Source organism: Pedobacter steynii (assembly GCF_900103665.1).
In the GTDB taxonomy this organism is placed as follows: domain Bacteria; phylum Bacteroidota; class Bacteroidia; order Sphingobacteriales; family Sphingobacteriaceae; genus Pedobacter; species Pedobacter steynii.
Genome location: NZ_FNGY01000003.1, coordinates 815237 through 834974, shown reverse-complemented (window position 1 = coordinate 834974; position 19738 = coordinate 815237). Strand labels below are relative to the sequence as shown.

21 protein-coding genes are annotated in these 19738 nt (G+C 42.5%); 9 read left to right on the top strand and 12 right to left on the bottom strand.

Features of this window, described 5'->3' with window-relative positions:
• Positions 1–2: 2 nt before the first annotated feature.
• The gene (locus BLQ87_RS11705; RefSeq protein ID WP_074606663.1) at positions 3–878 is read right to left on the bottom strand and encodes a 1-aminocyclopropane-1-carboxylate deaminase/D-cysteine desulfhydrase; all 876 of its coding nucleotides are present in this window, start codon (positions 876–878) and stop codon (positions 3–5) included.
• A gap of 352 nt (positions 879–1230) precedes the next feature.
• Here BLQ87_RS11705 and BLQ87_RS11700 point away from each other — a divergent pair, with 352 nt between their 5' ends.
• Both BLQ87_RS11700 and BLQ87_RS11695 read left to right on the top strand, forming a co-directional pair.
• On the top strand, positions 1231–2262 hold the full coding sequence (locus tag BLQ87_RS11700; RefSeq protein WP_074606661.1) for an RluA family pseudouridine synthase: 1032 nt from the start codon (positions 1231–1233) through the stop codon (positions 2260–2262).
• Positions 2263–3108 carry an aminotransferase class IV gene (locus tag BLQ87_RS11695; protein WP_074606659.1) on the top strand — a complete coding sequence of 282 codons (846 nt, stop codon included), beginning with the start codon at positions 2263–2265 and terminating at the stop codon, positions 3106–3108.
• Here BLQ87_RS11695 and fmt read toward each other — a convergent pair.
• Positions 3076–3996, bottom strand: coding sequence for a methionyl-tRNA formyltransferase (fmt, locus tag BLQ87_RS11690; RefSeq protein WP_074606657.1), 921 nt, complete (start codon positions 3994–3996; stop codon positions 3076–3078). The genes BLQ87_RS11695 and fmt overlap by 33 nt on opposite strands.
• Before the next feature lie 61 nt (positions 3997–4057).
• Between fmt and BLQ87_RS11685 the strand changes: the two genes are divergently transcribed.
• Positions 4058–5113 (top strand): DNA topoisomerase IB, encoded by a 1056-nt coding sequence (locus BLQ87_RS11685; protein ID WP_074606655.1) that lies wholly within the window; start codon positions 4058–4060, stop codon positions 5111–5113.
• A gap of 19 nt (positions 5114–5132) precedes the next feature.
• Here BLQ87_RS11685 and BLQ87_RS11680 read toward each other — a convergent pair whose 3' ends face one another.
• Together BLQ87_RS11680 and BLQ87_RS11675 are read right to left on the bottom strand one after the other, a co-directional pair.
• Positions 5133–5345 carry a hypothetical protein gene (locus BLQ87_RS11680; RefSeq protein WP_074606653.1) on the bottom strand — a complete coding sequence of 71 codons (213 nt, stop codon included), beginning with the start codon at positions 5343–5345 and terminating at the stop codon, positions 5133–5135.
• Between the two features lie 12 nt (positions 5346–5357).
• Entirely contained in the window at positions 5358–6629 is a 1272-nt protein-coding gene (locus BLQ87_RS11675; RefSeq protein ID WP_083361810.1) for an exo-beta-N-acetylmuramidase NamZ family protein, read from the bottom strand.
• Between the two features lie 362 nt (positions 6630–6991).
• Here BLQ87_RS11675 and BLQ87_RS11665 point away from each other — a divergent pair, with 362 nt between their 5' ends.
• The 4 genes from BLQ87_RS11665 (at position 6992) to BLQ87_RS11650 (ending at position 11990) form a co-directional block, all read left to right on the top strand.
• On the top strand, positions 6992–7177 hold the full coding sequence (locus tag BLQ87_RS11665; RefSeq protein WP_074606648.1) for a hypothetical protein: 186 nt from the start codon (positions 6992–6994) through the stop codon (positions 7175–7177).
• Between the two features lie 90 nt (positions 7178–7267).
• Positions 7268–8488, top strand: coding sequence for an ABC transporter permease (locus tag BLQ87_RS11660; protein WP_074606646.1), 1221 nt, complete (start codon positions 7268–7270; stop codon positions 8486–8488).
• 24 nt (positions 8489–8512) lie between these two features.
• Complete coding sequence (locus BLQ87_RS11655; protein ID WP_074606644.1) at positions 8513–10243, top strand: ABC transporter ATP-binding protein; 1731 nt, start codon at positions 8513–8515, stop codon at positions 10241–10243.
• Positions 10233–11990, top strand: a complete 1758-nt coding sequence (locus BLQ87_RS11650) for an ABC transporter ATP-binding protein (protein ID WP_074606642.1) — start codon at positions 10233–10235, stop codon at positions 11988–11990. The genes BLQ87_RS11655 and BLQ87_RS11650 overlap by 11 nt, the downstream gene beginning before the upstream one ends.
• Here the strand turns inward: BLQ87_RS11650 and BLQ87_RS11645 are convergent.
• From BLQ87_RS11645 to BLQ87_RS11635, 3 genes are read right to left on the bottom strand one after another with little or no spacing between them, the layout of a single operon-like run.
• On the bottom strand, positions 11987–12433 hold the full coding sequence (locus tag BLQ87_RS11645) for a DUF2059 domain-containing protein (protein WP_074606640.1): 447 nt from the start codon (positions 12431–12433) through the stop codon (positions 11987–11989). The two genes, BLQ87_RS11650 and BLQ87_RS11645, sit on opposite strands and share 4 nt — an antisense overlap.
• 1 nt (position 12434) lies before the next feature.
• Positions 12435–12977, bottom strand: coding sequence for a YfiT family bacillithiol transferase (locus BLQ87_RS11640; protein WP_074606638.1), 543 nt, complete (start codon positions 12975–12977; stop codon positions 12435–12437).
• A 7-nt stretch (positions 12978–12984) separates the two neighbouring features.
• Positions 12985–13743, bottom strand: a complete 759-nt coding sequence (locus BLQ87_RS11635; RefSeq protein WP_074606636.1) for a YqjF family protein — start codon at positions 13741–13743, stop codon at positions 12985–12987.
• Between the two features lie 103 nt (positions 13744–13846).
• Here BLQ87_RS11635 and BLQ87_RS11630 point away from each other — a divergent pair, with 103 nt between their 5' ends.
• Complete coding sequence (locus BLQ87_RS11630; RefSeq protein WP_074606634.1) at positions 13847–15148, top strand: DEAD/DEAH box helicase; 1302 nt, start codon at positions 13847–13849, stop codon at positions 15146–15148.
• 70 nt (positions 15149–15218) lie between these two features.
• Here the strand turns inward: BLQ87_RS11630 and mazG are convergent, their stop codons facing one another.
• From mazG to mnmD, 5 genes are all read right to left on the bottom strand, one after another.
• Positions 15219–16025 carry a nucleoside triphosphate pyrophosphohydrolase gene (mazG, locus tag BLQ87_RS11625; protein WP_074606632.1) on the bottom strand — a complete coding sequence of 269 codons (807 nt, stop codon included), beginning with the start codon at positions 16023–16025 and terminating at the stop codon, positions 15219–15221.
• Positions 16026–16084: 59 nt separating this feature from the next.
• Positions 16085–16285, bottom strand: a complete 201-nt coding sequence (locus BLQ87_RS11620; RefSeq protein WP_245723844.1) for a hypothetical protein — start codon at positions 16283–16285, stop codon at positions 16085–16087.
• A gap of 4 nt (positions 16286–16289) precedes the next feature.
• Positions 16290–17405 (bottom strand): AI-2E family transporter, encoded by a 1116-nt coding sequence (locus BLQ87_RS11615; protein ID WP_074606630.1) that lies wholly within the window; start codon positions 17403–17405, stop codon positions 16290–16292.
• A 121-nt stretch (positions 17406–17526) separates the two neighbouring features.
• Positions 17527–18477 carry an aldo/keto reductase gene (locus BLQ87_RS11610; RefSeq protein WP_074606628.1) on the bottom strand — a complete coding sequence of 317 codons (951 nt, stop codon included), beginning with the start codon at positions 18475–18477 and terminating at the stop codon, positions 17527–17529.
• A 161-nt stretch (positions 18478–18638) separates the two neighbouring features.
• A complete protein-coding gene (gene mnmD / locus BLQ87_RS11605; protein ID WP_074606626.1) occupies positions 18639–19301 on the bottom strand; it encodes a tRNA (5-methylaminomethyl-2-thiouridine)(34)-methyltransferase MnmC2 in 663 nt (220 codons plus the stop codon).
• A gap of 100 nt (positions 19302–19401) precedes the next feature.
• On the opposite strand from mnmD, the gene BLQ87_RS11600 reads away from it, so the two are divergent.
• Entirely contained in the window at positions 19402–19737 is a 336-nt protein-coding gene (locus tag BLQ87_RS11600) for an MmcQ/YjbR family DNA-binding protein (RefSeq protein ID WP_074606624.1), read from the top strand.
• The last annotated feature ends 1 nt before the right edge of the window (position 19738 follow it).

Here is a 19738-nt window from a genome sequence, read left to right as displayed (position 1 = left end):
GGTTAAGGTTTAAACTTTTCTTTCATCCCAAGGATTCCGAGTAAACCGCCGGTATGAAGGGCAACGATTTTCTCCTGTGGTTTAAAGTAATCTTTTGTAGAAAGGTCTTCAATGGCATAGAGCATTTTTGCGGTGTATACCGGGTCTATTAAAATGCCCTGGCTGCTTACAAAATTTTTAATGAAGTCGATGAGGGCGGGTTGAGTCTTTGCATAACCTCCGAAATGGTAAGCTGTGTGGAGCACGAGCTGATCGGTATTGCCCAGATAGTTAAAGATTTCTTCCTCAATAAAGCTTCCTCCTTTTAGCGCGGGAACTACGTGGAGGGTTGTTTTTAATCCTCGTTCCAGGATCCCTTTCAATAGGCCTGCTGCAGTAGTCCCTGTTCCGGCAGCGCAGAAGAGATGGTCAACGTCTTCCGGGAGCTCTGCGATAATCTCGGCACAACCCTGTACTGCCTCCGCACTTGCGCCTCCTTCATCAATAAAGAAGGCATTGGGATCATCACCAAAATGTTGTTGAAATAGTTGAGTTTTGTCTTTGTAGCTGGTCCTGTCGGTAAAGACCAGGTGCATTCCGAAGATCCGGCAGAGCATGAGCATCTCGTTTTCTACTTCTTCCCCACGTACAAAGGCGGAAGATTTCAATCCTGCTCTTGAGGCAGCGGCTGCGGTAGCGAGTAAATGATTAGAATAAGCACCCCCAAAAGTGATGAGGTGATGCTTATTCTCTTTAAATGCTTTTGATAAAAGGTACTTGAGTTTACGCCATTTATTTCCCGAGATATAAGGATCAATTAAATCATCTCTTTTCATCCAGAATTCCCGAAGAAGAGGATGTTTTAATTGTTGAAGGGGGCTATAAATATCTGTAAACATGCCTGCAAATATAGGCGCCTTTTGTTAAGCAGATAAATTAGGGCTTAAAATAGATCTTCCTTAACAGGTAAGGAAAAAAGTTTAAGATAATTTTAACGTTCTGAGTAAAGTTTTTCATAATTCTTGAATTAAAATTTAACAATTCTGATTCGTCGAGACCTTTGCCACCCGCTGTTTTTATTAGCCTAAGCCCTGAAGAATTCACAAAAATTATATTTGTTATTGGACTACGGGGTTATCAAAAAGCAGACCAATTTATTTTTTTTGAATTATGTAGTAGTTAAAGATTAGTTTTGCATTATGGAACCATCCTAGAATATGGCTTCCACAATCATAAACAGAGATACATTTCATGGAAAATAGCAGCAGTGTGCAGGAGTTAGAAGAGCAGGATTTATATGAACATTTTAATATTGTTGTTGATAAAGGACAGTCTTTGTTAAGAGTAGACAAGTTCTTAATGGGGCGACTGGAAAATGCTTCACGTAACCGTATTCAGAATGCGATTGATGCTGGAAATGTGCTCGTTAACCAGTCTACGGTTAAAGCGAGTTATAAGGTGAAACCTGCGGATGAGATCTCTATTGTCTTCCCGCATCCACCCAGAGATACCGAAGTTTACCCGGAAAATATCCCATTAGATATTGTATATGAAGATGAAGATCTGTTGGTGGTGAATAAACCAGCGGGTATGGTGGTTCATCCTGGGTTTAACAATTATACCGGAACATTGGTGAACGCGCTGGCCTACCATTTTGAAAAATTACCACAATTACCGGGAAATGAAGGCAGGCCTGGCCTGGTTCACCGGATTGATAAAGATACTTCCGGTTTGTTGCTGATCAGTAAGAACGAGATCACGATGACCAAACTGGCAAAACAGTTTTTTGACCATACCATTACCCGTAAATATATTGCCATGGCATGGGGAGATGTGCTGGAAGATGGCACCGTTACGGGCTATATTGGAAGGAGTGCAAAGAACAGGATTGTGATGGATGTATATGATGAGGAAGAAAAAGGTAAGTGGTCGGTAACACATTATTCGGTATTAGAGCGTTTAGGTTATGTAACCTTAATCAGTTGTCAGCTGGAAACTGGCCGTACACACCAAATCAGAGCGCATATGCAACATATCGGACACCCTTTGTTTAACGATGCCAATTACGGTGGAGATAAAATATTAAAAGGAACGACCTTCAATAAATACAAGCAGTTCGTTCAAAACTGTTTTCAAATGTTGCCACGTCAGGCATTACATGCACAAACTTTAGGGTTTATCCATCCGACTACTAAAGAGTACATGGAATTTGAGGCGCCTTTGCCGTCTGATTTTGATTCGGTATTAAACAAATGGAGAAACTATATCGTTGAGCCGTCGTAAATGCAACAGGAATATATTTTACATAATGATGAGTTTGTAGTGGCAAACCATCCTGTGATCGGGGTGCAGAACCGTGCATTCAGATATGGGGATGGCTTGTTTGAGTCTATGCGCATGGACAATGGTAAACTGAAGTTTGCAGAACAGCATGCTGATCGCCTCAGGGCAGGAATGAAGGCTTTAAAAATGGATGGCAGTAACCTGATGGATGAATATTTTCTGAAGCAGAAAACTGCAGAGCTGTGCAAAAAGAATAAGCTGAAGGATCACATTCGTTTCCGTCTTTCAGTGTACAGAGAAGGAGAAGGCTTATATACCCCTGAAAGTAATAAATCGGGCTATGTCCTGGAAGCGGCTCCCCTTGCTCAGCCAACATATGAGCTGAACAGGAAAGGGTTGATCGTAGATGTTTACGATGAAATCACGAAGCCCGTGAACAAGCTCTCCAATTACAAAACCACCAATTCCTTGTTGTATGTGATGGCGGGTTTGTATAAGAAACAGCACAACCTGGATGAGGCATTTATTTTGAACCAGCATGGCTTTCTTTGTGAAAGCATCAGTTCAAACGTATTTGTTGTTTACGATAAGCAGATTTATACCCCTGCTTTATCGGAAGGCTGTGTGGCAGGAGTGATGCGTAGTGTGGTGATGACTATGGCCAAAAGCAATAACATCCCGCTTATTGAAGCGCAGATAAATCCTGAAGTGCTTAAAGAAGCAGAGGAGGTTTTTATCACGAATGCAACAGGCGGGATCAGGTGGGTGATGGGCTATGGAAGGAAACGTTATTTCAACGAGATCTCCAAAGACCTAAGCGCCAGACTCAATGCGATAACCCCTTAGGAATTCTTCAGTTGACATGCGTTTTTTGCCTTCGTATTGAAGGTCTGTCAACTTGATGAAACCATCTTTTGCGGCAAATTTAATAAAGGTTTTTCCGTCCGACAGGAATCCACCGGGAGATATGCCTGTTTCTTTTTCTTCCAGCTCTGCGCGGAATACTTTCAGTGTTTTGTCGTTAAGCCTGGTAAATGCGGTAGGATAAGGACTCAACCCGCGGATCATATTGTAAATTGTTCTTGCCGGCTGGTTCCAGTCGATCAGACAATTTTCTTTAAATATTTTGGGTGCATGTTTCAGTTCTTCATGCTGAGGCTGTGGCTGCTCTTCGTAATTTCCTTCCTCAATCGCTTTTACGGTCCTGACCAATAATGCTGCTCCGACATTCATCAGCTCATCATGAAGCTCACCTGCAGTCGTGGTATCGCCGATAGGCACACTTGCAGAGAAGATCACATCACCGGTATCTATTTCCTGTTTCAGGAAAAAGGTCGTTACGCCGGATTCTTTTTCTCCGTTGATGATGGCATGGTTGATCGGTGCTGCGCCACGATACTGTGGCAATAGGGAGCCATGAAGGTTGATCGTTCCTTTTGCAGGCATATCCCAGACCACTTCCGGTAACATGCGGAAAGCAACAACGACCTGTAAATCGGCATTTAAAGCCTTTAACTCATTAATAAACTCCGGATCTTTTAATTTTAAGGGTTGTAATACCTTTATCCCTTTTCCTACAGCATATTGCTTTACCGCACTTTCCTGAAGCTTCTGACCTCTTCCGGCAGGCTTGTCGGCAGCCGTAACAACGCCAGCCACATCAAATCCGGCTTCCACCAAAGCGCTTAAAGAAGCTACTGCAAAATCGGGGGTACCCATAAAAACTAATCTCATCATCCGTATGTTTTAGATCACAAAATAACTAAAAATTTCAGGCATATTTTATGGAAAGTATATGGTAGAGACATTGGAAGTACTTAAAACAAGCGGATTGGTCTATGTAACAGACAGCAAACCTGGGATATACAGAAAGGGGAAGCCGGGGGATTTTCATTACGAAGATAAAGATGGAAATCCGCTGAAGGACGAAAATGACCTGAACAGGATCGCAAAGCTGGTACTTCCTCCGGCATGGACAAAGGTCTGGATTTCTCCAAAGAAAAATGGTTACCTGCAGGCTACCGGAGTTGATGTGGCAGGAAGGAAACAATACCGGTATCATGAGGAATGGACTTCCAGACGTTCCGATAGCAAATATTTCAGATTGCTGGATTTTGGAAAAGCCCTGCCTCAGGCAAGATCAAGAATTGCAAAGGACCTGAGGCGCAAAGATTTTGATGAACTAAAGGTCCTGGCCATCTGTGTGGAGTTTATGCAAAAAACTTTAATCAGGATTGGCAACGAATCCTACAAGCAGTTGTATGGAAGCTATGGATTGAGCACGCTGCGGAACAAGCATGTGAAGATCAATGGAAATCATCTGGTGCTCAGCTTTGTCGGTAAGAAGGGTGTTCAGCAGGAACTGAGTCTGAACGATAAAACCCTGGCTGCTTTGCTGAGGAAATGTAAGGAAATCCCCGGACAAGACTTGTTCCAGTATTATACAGACGGAACAGAACGCAGGGCGATAGATTCAGGGATGGTCAACAATTACATCAAGGAAATCACCGGGGGAGATTTTAGTGCCAAGGACTTTCGGACCTGGGGAGGAACACTGGAAGCATTGCGGCAACTGGCGATCTGTGAAGCAATGACTATTGAGGAGAAACCAAAGAAAAAAGTAATTGTTGAAGTGCTGGATGGTGTGGCCGCCAGACTTGGAAATACCCGGGCGGTATGTAAAAGTGCATATGTGTATCCGATGCTGCTGGAAGCTTTTGAACAGGGGGAGCTAACGAAGTATCTGAAGAAAATCGATATCGGTCAATCGAATACTTTAGCGGGAAGAAAAAATGACGAAAAGGTGCTGATGTCGTTTTTACGGGCGATACAGAAAAAAAAGAGGCCCTAAAATTGCTTCAGGGCCTTGATTACGCTTTAGGTGCTTTTTTTATAGGATGCACAGGTTGTTCTCCCTGTTCTCTTTCTTTAGCCGGATTCTTAAAGTCGGCTTCTTCTTTCTGATAATCTTTGTCTTCCGGTTTCTTTACTGCCTTATCTCCGGCAGGAACCTTATCCTTAGGGATTTCTTCCAGATAATTGCTACCTGGTTTTCCACTTTTCTTTTTGGGTTCGCTGTTCATTGGGATCCTTTTTTAAGGATACAACAAGTACTGTTGGCGCATTGTTTTATATCTGCTTAACCCAGGCTCCCAGCTGGCCCTGATTTCCTTTTCTGATTTTCCCGCAATGATTTGTTGTTTCAGGCCATAATCTCCGGAGAGCTTATCGAAATTCCCCATCTGGGTGCTGAGCTTAAAGTTGAAAAAGTCTGCTTTATTGGGGTAAGCATTGTAGAGTTCGATCAGCCAGTTTAAATTCAGCGCTTTGTCTTTGCGGATTTTAGCTACATCGTAAGTTCTGAGGTCCATACCGTAGCAGGCTTTATTTTGATGAAGGGGTGTTTCGGCCATTCCTTTAATGCTTTTAGGAGTAAAGCTGAAATCGTATTTTCCTTTCAATGCCGGTGCACCCAATACCGTAAACGGAAACTGGGTACCTCGTCCCTGACTCAGGTAAGTGCCTTCAAAAAGACATAAAGTTGGGTATAGCAAAATGGATTGTTGGGTATTCAGGTTTGGTGATGGTTTCACCGGAAGGTCGTAGGGAAGATCATGGTTGTAATTTTCTACGGTAATGATCTTGATTTTACATTTTACTTTGTTCTTTAACCAGCCTTCACCATTGAGCATTTGGGCGTATTCTCCAACGGTTAACCCATGAACAATAGGAATGGCTTGCAGGCCGATTCCGGAAACGAGTTTCGGATCGAGAATGGGGCCATCGATATAGAACCCGTTAGGATTGGGACGGTCCAGGATGAGTACTTCTTTATTTTCTGCTGCGCAGGCCTCCATCACGTGTTGCAGGGTATTGATATAAGTGTAAAAACGAACACCCACATCCTGAATGTCAAAGATCATGAGGTCTACATCTGCAAGGTCTTCTTTGGTAGGTGTGGAGTGTTTCCCATAAAGTGATACTGCTTTAATGCCTGTTTTTGCATCTATCGCATCGTTTACATGAATTCCTGCGCTGGCATTGCCACGGAAACCGTGTTCCGGACCGAAGATTTTTACAATATTTACGCCTAGTTTTAATAAGCTGTCTACAGAGGTTTCATTTCCGATAACGGAGGTTGGATTCACCACCATTCCAATGCGCTTGCCTTTCAGGTAAGGAAGGTATTTTTCCGTCTGTTCCGCACCGGTACGGATTGGGTTTTCTTGTACTTTTCCCGATTTGACGCCAGTTGAAGAGGCGCCAGTTATTGCCGGCTTAATTTTGGCAGGCTGACTGGAAGCGCAAGCCTGAAGACTAAAAGTAAGAAATGCAGCCTGGAAGATATAGGTTAGTGATCGTCTCATTGGGGAACCTTTTTTTAAGATAAAGGTATGAAAAAATGGCTAAGGCAGGAATTGAGGTTATAATTCCTAATTTTAGGAACGATAAAATGAATAGATGATGATCAGGTTTAGAACAAAACCAACTTTAGTTGCGCTGGCTATTTTTTTCTTTGTTACTATAGTGTATTCTCAATTTGAAGCCCCGCATGATGGTTTTACTTTGATCGGTTTTCCTTTTACTTTTTATAAATATAGCTCTGGTAAGATGGACCCGGAATATATTCATCTTAGCGATCTTGGGTTTTCGGCGGTAAACTTTATCCTGGACCTGATTATTTTAGGGTTTTGGATATCGTTTTTGAATTACAAAAAAGACCGGATTTATGGAGCTATATAAACAAATCTGTTTTGGTATTGTAGTTGTTGGACTAGGTATTCTTTTACTAAGAGACATCACGCAAAATTTTAAAGACTTTACCTTAACAGGCAATGGCTATAGGTTATATCTGGTGGCTTTAGCCTGTATGCTGCTGGGTTTCTATCTGATTTTTTTCTACCAGTCAGGGTAGATAGAATTGACCTAATGTATATTAAATTAAAAATTGCATTTTTACAGCTGAAAAGCAGCGAGCCTGCCATTTACCAATTATAGCAAAAGATTGAATACAGAATATTTCATAGCAGGGCGGATAGCCATTAAATCTGAGCGTACTTTTTCCAAGCTGATCGTTCGCATTGCAATAGCGGGTGTGATGCTCAGTTTAGCGGTAATGATTCTGTCGGTTGCCATTATAAACGGCTTTAAGACAGAGATTCAGGAAAAGGTGAGGGGATATATCGGAGATGTCCGCATCTTTAAGTTCGACCTGAATAATTCTTTTGAGCTTACGCCCTTTGTTCCGGGAGCAGAAACGATCAACAACCTTAAGAAAAATAAAGATGTCGTGTACTTTCAGCCTTATGCGACTAAACCTGCAATCATTTCGGTGAATGATGAAGTAGAAGGGATCAATTTTAAAGGGATCGACAAGAGTTTCAACTGGAAATATATTTCGGAGCATTTGGTAAGCGGAAGAGTGATCAGTTTTGCCGATAGCGCAGCAGCGATGAAGGAAATTATGATCTCTCAATTCACCGCAAACCGATTGAAGCTGAAAGCAGGGGATTCTTTTATCATGAATTTCGTACAGAACCCGCCCCGAAGCAGAAAGTTTAAAATTGTAGGTGTCTATAGCGTTGGCGTAGAGGAAATTGATAAGGGCTTTGTTCTTGGAGATCTGAATGTGATCCGCAGGTTAAACAACTGGGGCCCAAATGAGATCGGAGGGATAGAAGTCCGGATTAAGGATTTTTCTAAGCTTAAACCGGTTTCCCTGGATATCTATGAGAACCTTGAGGTAAACCTCAAATCAGAATCGGTTTCTGAATTTTTTCCCGCAATTTTTACCTGGCTGTCCTTACTGGATGTCAATACACGAGTGTTACTCATCTTAATGATGATCGTAGGGGTGATCAATATGATTACCGCGCTGCTGATCATGATTTTAGAACGAACCAATATGATTGGTATGCTGAAAGCCTTCGGGATGACGGATTTTAGTGTGATGAAAATTTTCCTTTACAATGCAATTTACCTGGTAGGCTTAGGTTTGCTGCTGGGCAACATTTTAGGGCTTGGCTTAGGCTTCCTGCAACAATATACACACCTGTTTAAGTTGGATCAGGGATCTTATTATTTATCTTATGTTCCTATAGAAATTCATTTTTCAGAAGTATTAATACTCAATGTCTGTACTGTGGTCATCTGTTTTATGGTGTTGATCCTGCCTTCTATGCTGGTCAGTAAAATCTCACCACTCAAAGCAATCAGATTTAAATAACAGATGCCAATAACCCATCCGGATATGAAAAAAAACAAAGCAGAGAAGAAGTCAAGTGTTTTTAGTCTGCTAAAGCCATATCGGGGAATGATCTTTTTATTGATATTCCTGGCTCTTTTGAGCAACGGTGTGAACTTGCTGCTCCCTAAAATAATAGCGAACAGTATTGACGCTTATACCGCAGGGACCTTTGAGATCCGGGCAATATTCATTGAATTCGGGATTGCCATTCTTCTTATTTTCCTGTTTACTTACCTCCAGAGTTTGGTGCAGACTTATGCTTCAGAGCGGGTAGCGAGGGACCTGAGGACCCGGCTTTCCGATCAGATTTCCCGTCAGAGTCATGCTTATATAGAAAAGGCAAACCCTTCGAAATTGCTAACTAACCTGACTATAGACATCGATGCGATCAAAACTTTTGTATCGCAAGCCATTGTATCCATCGCTTCTTCTATATTTCTCATTGTTGGTGCCAGCATCCTGTTGCTCAGCCTGAACTGGAAACTCGCTTTGGCGGTAATTGCGATCGTTCCCATCATCGGGACTTCTTTCTACCTTGTCCTGAGTAAAGTGAAACCATTGTTTAAGAAGAGCAGGGAAGTGATCGACTGGCTCAATAAAGTCATCAGTGAAAGTATTCTCGGGGCAGCATTAATCAGGGTGATCAATTCGCAACAGCTGGAATATGATAAATTCCTGTTGGCGAATACCGAGGCAAAGAATCTGGGCCTGTCTATCCTTAAATTATTTGCGGGGCTGATCCCACTGATCATCTTTGTAGCCAATATGGCCGGACTGTCGATACTTGCCCTGGGTGGTCATTTTGTGATCCAGGGAACGATGAGTTTGGGAGAATTTGCCGCTTTTAACAGTTATCTGAGCTTGCTGATCTTTCCGATCCTGGTGATTGGTTTCATGAGTAATGTAATTGCTCAGGCCACCACCTCTTACCAAAGGATCGAAGGCGTATTGAATATTGGAGAAAGTCCTGCGGATGGCAACATTAAGACCGTGCTGAGAGGAGCGCTGGAACTAAAAGATGTTTCCGTCTCTTATGGGCAGAAACCCGCTTTAAAAAATATTTCTTTTGCTTTAAAGGCAGGATCAAAAACAGCCATTATCGGCCCGACCGCAGCGGGAAAGTCGCAATTGTTGTACATTCTTACCGGATTGATCGATCCGGAATCCGGCGAAGTGTTATTCGACGGACATGACATTAACAGTTATAACCAGGAAGCCTTTCACCAACAGGTAGGCTTCGTTTTTCAGGACAGCATAATCTTTAACATGAGCATCCGGGAAAACATTGCATTTAGTGATACCGTGACTGATCAGTCTTTAGAAAAGGCAATTGAAACAGCCGAGCTGAATGATTTTGTTGCAGGGCTTCCCAATCAGCTGAATACCCTGGTTTCTGAACGCGGTTCGAACCTTTCCGGCGGACAAAAACAGCGGATCATGCTGGCAAGGGCCTTAGCCCTAAATCCTAAAGTTTTGCTTTTGGATGATTTTACTTCCCGTGTAGACCACAATACCGAAAAGAGAATCCTGGAAAATGTTCAACGAAATTATCCGGGGATCACCTTACTTTCTGTGACGCAGAAAATCGTATCCGTAGCACATTATGATAAAGTTATTGTGTTGATGCAGGGCGAGATCGTTGCTCAGGGAACACATACGGAACTGATGAAAAGCAGTCCTGAATACGTTCAGATTTATACCTCACAACAGAGCACCAGCAATTATGAATTATAATCTTAACCAGGGAAGTGCCACGCAGGAAAAGCGCTCTACTTATCAGGCGCTGAAAAAGCTGATACAACTGATCAGTAATGAGCGGAGAAACTTATGGATTGCTTCGGGCATCATTCTCTTAAACTCCGGATTACTGTTATTAGGCCCCTTATTAATTGGGCATACCATCGATGCTTATGTACGTACGAAACAATATCAGGGCGTATTGCAGTTTTCGGCAATTTTGCTGGGAATGTATCTGATCGCTTTTTGTACAGGATACCTGCAAACAAAATTGATGGGAGGGGTAGGGCAACGAATGTTGTATACGTTAAGAAATGCCATCTTTAATAAGCTACAGGAATTGCCGGTTGCCTTTTTTAATGAGAACAAAGCCGGCGATCTGATCTCCAGAGTGAACAGCGATACCGATAAAATTAACCAGTTTTTCTCTCAGTCGCTGATGCAGTTTATTGGCAGTATCGTGACGATGATAGGAGCGGGTATTTTCTTACTGCTGATCAATTTTGAGCTTGGAGCAGTCACTCTCGGACCGGCAGTGCTTATCCTGATCTTTACAGCGCTGGTTTCACCCTGGGTAAAAAGAAGAAATGCAGCCAACTTAAAGAGTGTCGGAGGGATGAGTGCAGAGATCCAGGAAAGCCTGAGTAACTTTAAGGTGATCATTGCCTTTAACAGAAGAGATTATTTTAGAAAACGATTTGATGAGGCCAACCAGAATAATTACCGGACTGCAATAGGTGCCGGACTGGCCAATAATATTCTAATGCCGGTTTATGGTTTGCTTTCCAGTATGGCGCAATTGATTGTCTTACTCTTTGGGATTTACCTGATTTCCCAGGGTGAATTTACGATCGGTCTATTGGTGAGTTACCTGTCGTATGCCATTAACTTTTATAATCCTTTAAAACAGCTGGCGGCTTTATGGGCCAGTTTTCAGGTAGCCATGGCCAGTTGGGACAGGGTCTCACAGATTCTATCTCTGGAAAATGATTTGCCTCAGCTGAAAGACACTGTGGAGACCTCCACCTCATTGCTGGAATTCCGTAATGTACATTTTTCTTATACTGAAGGACAGGAAATTCTGCACCACATTAATTTTAGCCTGGAAAAAGGCAAAACATATGCGTTGATTGGTCCTACAGGAGGCGGAAAAACAACGACAGCCTCGCTGATCGCCAGGTTGTATGATGCTACCGAAGGAACTGTATTGTTAAGCGGTAAGGACATCCGTTCCTATACGGATGAGGAGAGAAGTAAAAAGATCGGTTTTATTTTACAGGAGCCCTTCCTGTTTAGCGGAACGGTGAAAGACAACATCTTATATGGCAACCCTAAATATCAGGATTATTCGAATGCGCAATTGGAGGAGGTAATCAAAGCGGCAAATCTGGAAGCCTTGCTGGCGATATTTGATGAAGGGCTGGAAACGCTTGTTACGTCCGGATCAGATAACATCAGCCTCGGACAAAAGCAATTGATTGCTTTTATGAGAGCCGTATTGCGCAATCCTGAATTGTTAATTCTGGATGAGGCTACCGCAAATATCGATACGATCACAGAACAATTGTTAGGCATGATCTTGAAAAATTTATCTAAGGATACTACGCTTGTGATTATTGCACACCGCTTAAATACGATTGAGAACGCGGATGAGATTTTCTTTGTGAACTCCGGAGAGGTGATCAGGGCAGGTACGCTGGATCATGCAATGGATATGCTGCTCAAAGGAAAGAGGAAGAGCTAATAGCCCTTCTCTTTTAGTTTTTTATCGAACTGCTCTGTCAATCTCATGCCCCATTGCTGGCCTGCCTGCATGGATTCCTGCATAATGAGCGGTGTTTTTTCTGAGAATCTTTTGCCCGCAGGACTCTGATAGAAAGCAATAATGGCTTTCAGATCGGGCAGGCTGATGTGTTTCTGATAAATTGGGACTAACATTCCTAACAGTTCTTCCTGGGAAGCATCCAGGAAAGACTTTTCAAAATGTGTCCATACTTCATCAGGAACCTTGGACTTTTGCTCTTTAAGCATTTTAAAGGTTTGTACAATGGCGACTTTATAGCTTTCTGTTGCGCCGGAAACGTCCATCATTTCCTTTAGTGTATTTTTGTAAGCGGAATCGTCCTGGCCAAAGGATAGTGTTGCAGCAGCGAAGATTAAGGTAAAGGTGATGATGATTCTTTTCATATTAGTTCCAGTTTTTTCTCTTTTTCAATTCGGTGATATGTGCCAGGTGATGTTCCCCATGCCAGGCATAGATGCTTGTGTTTTCATTTAATAAAACTTTATTCCCATGTGCCGGATGAATAAAACTGCGTTCCAGATCTGAAGGAGAAAGGCTGCGGAGTAATTGCTCCCATCGGGCGTGCAGGCCTTCCAGCAAGATTAAACTGGCTGTGACTGCCATCGTTTTACCATCTGCGAGTTCTGCCCAGATTTCCTCATGGTAAGGTTTGATCACAGGATTGTCCTCCGTTAAAGCTAATTTAAAACGGATCAGCGCATTCATGTGGCTATCGGCACAATGATGTACCACTTGCCTGATCGTCCAGCCATCGGGCCTGTAAGGGGTGTCCAGCTGCTGGTCATTCAGGTCGATCACCTCTTTTTTAAGCTTTGCCGGAAAAGCAGCAATCTTTGAGATATACTGTTCCATCAATTCTGGTGTAATGCATTCCGGCTTTTCGTGTTGCCCTATCGGGAATTTAAGTTTTTCAAGTGCTATCGACATCGGGGGATTAGGTTTTGATTTCTTGTCTGGCCCAGGCGAGTACTTTCACACCCGGGGAATAACCGATCAGGTCTGGAGTCCGGTCGGTAAAACAGAAACCATTGATCTGATAGTCTATCGTTGTTTTTTTTAATTCCATTGCTGCAATCTGCCATTCCAGGTGATGGATTTCGTACCTGTACAGTTTCTGCCCCTGGTTAAGGTAAAGGCAATATCTTTCTGAAAGCCATAAATCAAGCTTGCTTTTTGACTGGAGGAAAGCCTTTACTTCAAATTCGAGGTCCAGGTTAAAGCCTTTTGCTGCATTTCTGGAAAGATAGGTATTTTTGTTGCGTTGCATCGTTGCTTTCCCGTAAGGCAAACCGGACAGCAGCTTTGCAATCCATACCGACAAATGTTTTTCGGCTTCTATATTTAGAAAAAAGACGCCCGGTTTACCTTCCGTTACCACATATGTTCTCAGGTTAATTTCATGGAAATCAGAAATGAAAGTCAGAGGAGGGAGTCCCGCCGGACTGATCTTCTGCATGGTAAAAGGAACCAATGAAATCCAGGCCTCGTTTTCAAAAAGGTCCAGTTCCAATCCTGCAGGAATCAAGGGTTTTAACAGCGCTGCCGGAACTTTCCAATGAAAGAACAATACTTCATTCCATTCCTGGTAATATTGCCATTTTCCTTCAGGTACAGGCCATGGCCGGTGACTGCTTTCCTTTAATAAGGCATTAAGATCTGCTAAAGAATAACCAGGAAACCAATTTTTAATCATTTAAAACAGCTTTTACATGCAATTAATAAGACAATTTGAAAAGCCTACAGACCTCAATTAAATATTACGTAAATTTGCAGAATTATATACTAATAAGGAAACTGTGTCATTAGAGAAATTAAAACTAAGCAAGCAACTGGTAACAGCGATGACTGATGCCGGATATATATCCGCGAAAGAGATTCAGGCAAAAACAATGTCAAGAATTCTTGGCGGACAAGATATCATAGCTGTTGCTCCTGAAGGGTCGGGTAAAACAACAAATTACGTGCTTGGGGTCCTAATGCGCTTTAAATATACAGCGGATGAAGCGCCGAAAGTTTTGATCCTTGTTCCGACTAAGGAGAAAGTATTGGAAGTGATTGCAGAATTCGAGAAGCTGAACAGAAATAAAAATCTTCGCATCATGGGCCTTTATGGAACTGGTGGGACAGAACAGGATGTCCTGGATCTGGTAGACGGAGTAGACATTGTAGTTGCGTTGCCAACACGTGCACGTGCGATTTATCTGAAACTGGGTTTAAACACCAGTAAACTGCAAATGTTTATTGTGGATGATGCAGAAATGATTGTAAAACAGGGAATGCAGCTTCCGGTTGCAGAACTGGCAAGAAGCGCAGGGAAATGTCAACACCTGATTTTTACCACTGTTGTTCACGAAAAACTGAACAATATGATTGATCAGTTCCTGAACTTTCCAACGACATTGGAAGTGGAAGACCTGGGCGATAGTCAGGCCAATACCCATGAACTGATTTTATATCCTGTTCCTAACTTTAAAACAAAAATAAACCTGCTGAACCTTCTTTTGAGAGATGATGAGGTATTTGATAAAGTGGTGGTATTCGTGAATACCCGTCTTACTGCTCAAAAACTGGGTAAAAGTTTGCATTCCGCTAAACCTGGTGCGGTTTCCGTATTGAATCCTTTGTTCTTCGATGAAGAGGGTTTTGACCATATCGAAGATTTCAAAGAAACGCCTGAAGCAAGGGTACTGATCGTTGCCAACGAAGGTACTGCTACTTTAGACCTCTCCGGAATTCCTTTCCTCTTCCATTTTGAAGTTCCGGAGCAAAAGGAAACTTTCCTGAGCAGAATTGTGAAAACCGATGATGAAGAGGTGGTTGCCATTACTTTCTCTACGGATATGGAACTGGTGGAAGTGAAAAAGATCGAGCAATCTATCGGAAAGAAATTAACCGTAATGGAACTGCCTGAAGATCTGGTCATCGATAAAGTAGCGAAATCTAAAGGAGGAATCGATAAAAGCAGGATCGTTAAGGAGAAGAATGTCGCACCTCAGGGCGGTGGCGCTTACCATGACAAGAAAGAAAGCAATACCAAAGATTATAATTATGGCATTGGCCAGAAAGCAAAAATGACCATGAAAAAGAAGCATGGTTAACGGATAAAAATTTAATGAAATGGCCCCAAAAAGATCAACTTATTGGGGCCATTTTTATGATTATAGCATCCTATACTTTCTTTGCTTCATTCCAGTAAACGTCCATTTCTGCAAGGGTCATATCCTGTAAAGCCTTCCCATTTTCCTTTGCCCTGGCTTCCAGATACTGGAAGCGTTTGATGAACTTTTTATTTGTTTTCTCCAGTGCATTTTCCGGATTGATGTTGATGAAACGGGCATAATTAATCAGAGAAAAGAGCAGGTCTCCAAATTCTCCTTCGGCCTTTTCTACATCTATCGCCGTATGGTCTACAGTATTGAACTCGTTTTTAAATTCCTGCAGTTCTTCTTCTACCTTTTCCCAAACCTGGGTTTTATCGTCCCAGTCAAAACCAACACCTCTGGCTTTTTCCTGAATCCGGCTGGCTTTCACCAGGGATGGCAAACCGGCAGGCACGCCCGCTAAAACAGATTTATTTCCTTCTTTAAGTTTGATCTGTTCCCAGTTGCGTTTTACATCGTTTTCATCCTGAACTTCTACATCACCATAGATGTGCGGATGACGGTTGATGAGTTTATCGCAAACCCCGTTCAGTACATCAACAATAGTGAAGTCGTTGGTTTCTGAGGCAATTCTCGCGTAAAATACGAGGTGCATCATCACATCTCCCAGCTCTTTTTTTACTTCTTCGAGGTCACCCTCAAGAATGGCGTCCGACAATTCATAGGTTTCTTCGATGGTTAAATGACGAAGGCTTTCCATGGTTTGCTTTTTATCCCATGGACAATCTGTACGAAGGGTATCTAAAACAGTTAATAACCTTTGGAAAGCAGCAGAAGGATCGGAGGCAGTTGATGGGGCGATATGGTTGGGCATTTTGACAAATTATTTGATGACGTTAAAGGTAATCATCATTGTCGTTAAAAAAAGAACAATCAGGCCTGATAAAAAGATGATGTCGCCAGAAAAGAAAGAATACAGCTGGTCATAAAAAGAATAATGGCCAATGCCGTCGTCTCATCGATCAGCGTGACGTCCTGCATCTTTGAAACCTTGATGGAGGTGAGTACGATGAAGCATAAACCCAGCAAATTTGCTGAGGTGCTTAAGATATGAGGCGACCTGTTTTCGCGCATAACGTTATTCCTGTTCTTCTAATTTGATGTTCTTGGTAATCCGGTAAACCTTTCTCTTTTTATGTGGCTTATCCTCACCACCAAGCAGGATTCCCCATGGTTTCAGTGAATCCACCTTGTCAAAAATGATCTTTAACATGGCAAGATAGGGGATACAGAGAAACATTCCTGAGATTCCCCAGACCATTTCTCCTACCACAATACCAATGAATGCAAATAATGCATTGATTTTAACTTTTGAGCCGACCACCAATGGCATGAGGATATTTCCATCAACGGCATGTATTGCTGCGAAGGCGATGATCACGAGTAATACTTTCGCCGCACCTGCCGTTGCAAAGGTGATGAGTACACTGATGAGTAAAGCACTGAAAATACCGATATAAGGAATGATGTTAAAAATCCCTGCAATTAAGCCCAATAAAACGGCATACTTTACACCCAATGCCCAAAGCACCAGCATCATCATGATGGTCACAATGAGCATCTGTAAAAACAGACCGGTAATGTATTTTTTAATGATGTATTGAATGCGTCTGACAATTTCACTTACTTTTTCCGTATGTTCTTCCTCGAATACGGAGGTCAGAAAGCTGAACAATACCTTGCGGTAGTTGAGCAGGAAAAAGGTGAAGAGCAGGAGGAAAAACAAGAATAAAAGGGAAGAGGAGAGGGTCAGTAAAGTAGCGCCCAATACCGTGGCACTTGTAGAAAGCGCTTTCGAGGCACCATCTTTCACATATTCAATCTGCTTCTGTGCATTCACACCAAAAGTAGATGATATCCAATGCTGCAGGTCATGAAAAGAAGTTTCTCCCTGTTTCTTCAGCAGTGGCCAATCCTGCCATAGATCGGTCAGCTGGTTGGCCAGAAAGTATAGAATTCCGGAAATCACCGCAATCATAATCACCACGGATACGATGGAAGCCATACTCCTTTTGAAACGCCATTTTTGCTCCAGAAAATTAGCCATGGGCAGCAACAGCACCGCAAGTAAAAAGGAAGTCAGCAATGGGGCAAGTAAGGTCTGACCTAAAATGGCCAGGTATCCCAAACAGATGATGGAGAACAGCACCATCGCCAGTTTGGTGGTAAAAGGTTGTGTGGAGAGGTTCTTCATAGGGTTTTTCCGGGTTTTAAATTAAAGGTAATTTACACATAAAGACAAATGCCCTGCCAATTATTATTCGGCAGGGCATTAATATTTAAAATATATTCCTTTTTAAGCAAAGATGAATGGCTTATTTCCAGTCACTTGCCTGATCCAATATGGCAATATCTTCTATGTTTAATTTTAAAGCAGCGGCCCTTTTCAGGTCTTCCAGCTGGCTTAAACTCGTTACACTGGCAATTGGAGCGGTTACCGAGGGACGGGCAATCAGCCAGGCCAGGGCAACACTTGCAGGAGAGGCATTGTATTGTTCTGAAACTTCATCTAAAGCTTTCAGGATTTTAAAACCTCTTGCGTTTAAGTATTGTTTCATTCCACCGCCCCGCTGACTTTTATTTAAGTCAGCCTCAGAGCGGTACTTTCCGCTTAAAAAGCCACTGGCGAGAGCATAATAATTGATCACACCAAGCTGATATTCAGTGACCACCTGCTCCAGTTCTTTTTCATACCCTTCACGGGCATATAAATTGTATTCCGGCTGGAAGGTCTGGTATTTCGGAAGACTGAGCTTTTGTGCAGTCTCCAAAGATTCCTTTAAACGCTCCGCGGAATAGTTGGAAGCCCCGATCCAACGGATCTTGCCTGCTTTGATCAGCTGATCATAAGCTTCCAGTGTTTCGGAAACCGGAGTAGCAGGATCATCGTAATGCGATTGATAGAGGTCAATATAATCTGTTTTTAATCTTTTAAGAGAGGCTTCCACAGATGCCAGAATGTTTTGTTTGGACAGGGATTTCCCATGTCCCATATCGGCACCTACTTTGGTGGCAATGATCACCTGACTGCGGTTTTTTCTTTCCTGCATCCAGTTGCCGATGATGGTCTCTGATTCTCCTCCGGAGTTTCCGGGATTCCACCTGGAATACACATCTGCAGTATCTATAAAGTTGAAGCCGGCTGCTGTAAAGCCATCTAATATTTCAAATGATTTAGCCTGATCTATTGTCCAGCCAAAAACATTACCACCAAAGGTGATCGGGTATACAAATAAGTCTGAATTTCCTAATTTTCTTTTTTCCATTTTGTAGCTATATGATGATATTGAGAACGTAGAGACATCAACAATATCCGGGATGATTTTGTTCCACAATATCTAGCTTCTTACTGGAAAATATAAAGAAATAAAGGAATTAAACATTCCGCTGACTTTTCTGCCGGCAGATTTGAACCCCTGTGTTGAAATTACAATTTTGTTCCTCTGAGCATTTCGCGTTTACCGGGTGCCCCAGGGAGTTTTTCAATGCTGAACCCATTGGCTTTCAGTGCACGTTTTAATTTTCCTGTGATGGCATACGTCACAAAGGTGCCGCCAGGTTTAAGAAAGCTACAGGTATGTGCAATGATTTCATCAGACCACATTTCCGGTTGATGCTGTACGGAAAAGGCGTCAAAATAAATCAGGTCAAATGGGGTGTCGCTTTGAAACTGATCAAGTGTGGTATGTGGAATGAACAACTGCTGTCCGGGCAAAAGTGCTACCGGGGCCTTTAATGCAGAAAGGTAATTTGTTTCCAGACTGTCCCATATTTCCTGAGGGACATATTGGTCATATCCTGTAGATTTCAGTTCAGTGGTTTCCAAAGGGAAGGCTTCAATCCCCGTATAGCTGAGCTGCAGGTTTTCTGCTACTGCATGGGCGAGTGTCAAAAGAAAATTAAGACCAGTACCAAAGCCTATTTCCAGAATGGAAATGTCCTTTCGGCTGGCAGCAACGTGTTTCAGGCCAGCATCAATAAACACATGTTTGCTTTCCTGCAATGCACCATGTTTGGAATGGTAATGTTCGCCAATAGTTTCGTTGTATAAGGTGTTCGAGCCGTCGGCAGTGATCGTTATTTTATTCATTTTTACAGATGTGCCGCAAGATAATGTTTTTTAAATTGTAGGAAGGAGAGGGCTTGCATTTATTCAAAAGGTGATTAGCTTTAGGAATTATTTGCAAATTATGGATATCGAAACATTCAGAGATTACTGTCTCAGTTTAAACGGAACTACTGAGGGCATGAAATGGGGACACCTTTGTTTCATGATCGAGGAGAAAATGTTTGTGATCATTTCTTTAGAAGAAGGCAGCTTTTCTATTAAGTGTGATCCAGAGGATTTTGATGCGCTGGTAGGCAGGGCAGGAATTCAACAGGCATCGCATATGGCTAAAAGGCAATGGGTCAGGGTGGATGGCTTGGAGGTGATGCCGGATGATGAGCTTAAAAAAAGGATTTCCGGATCGAGGGAATTGGTCCTTGCCAAGCTGAGCAAAAAGCTTCAGGAAAAATATAAATAAG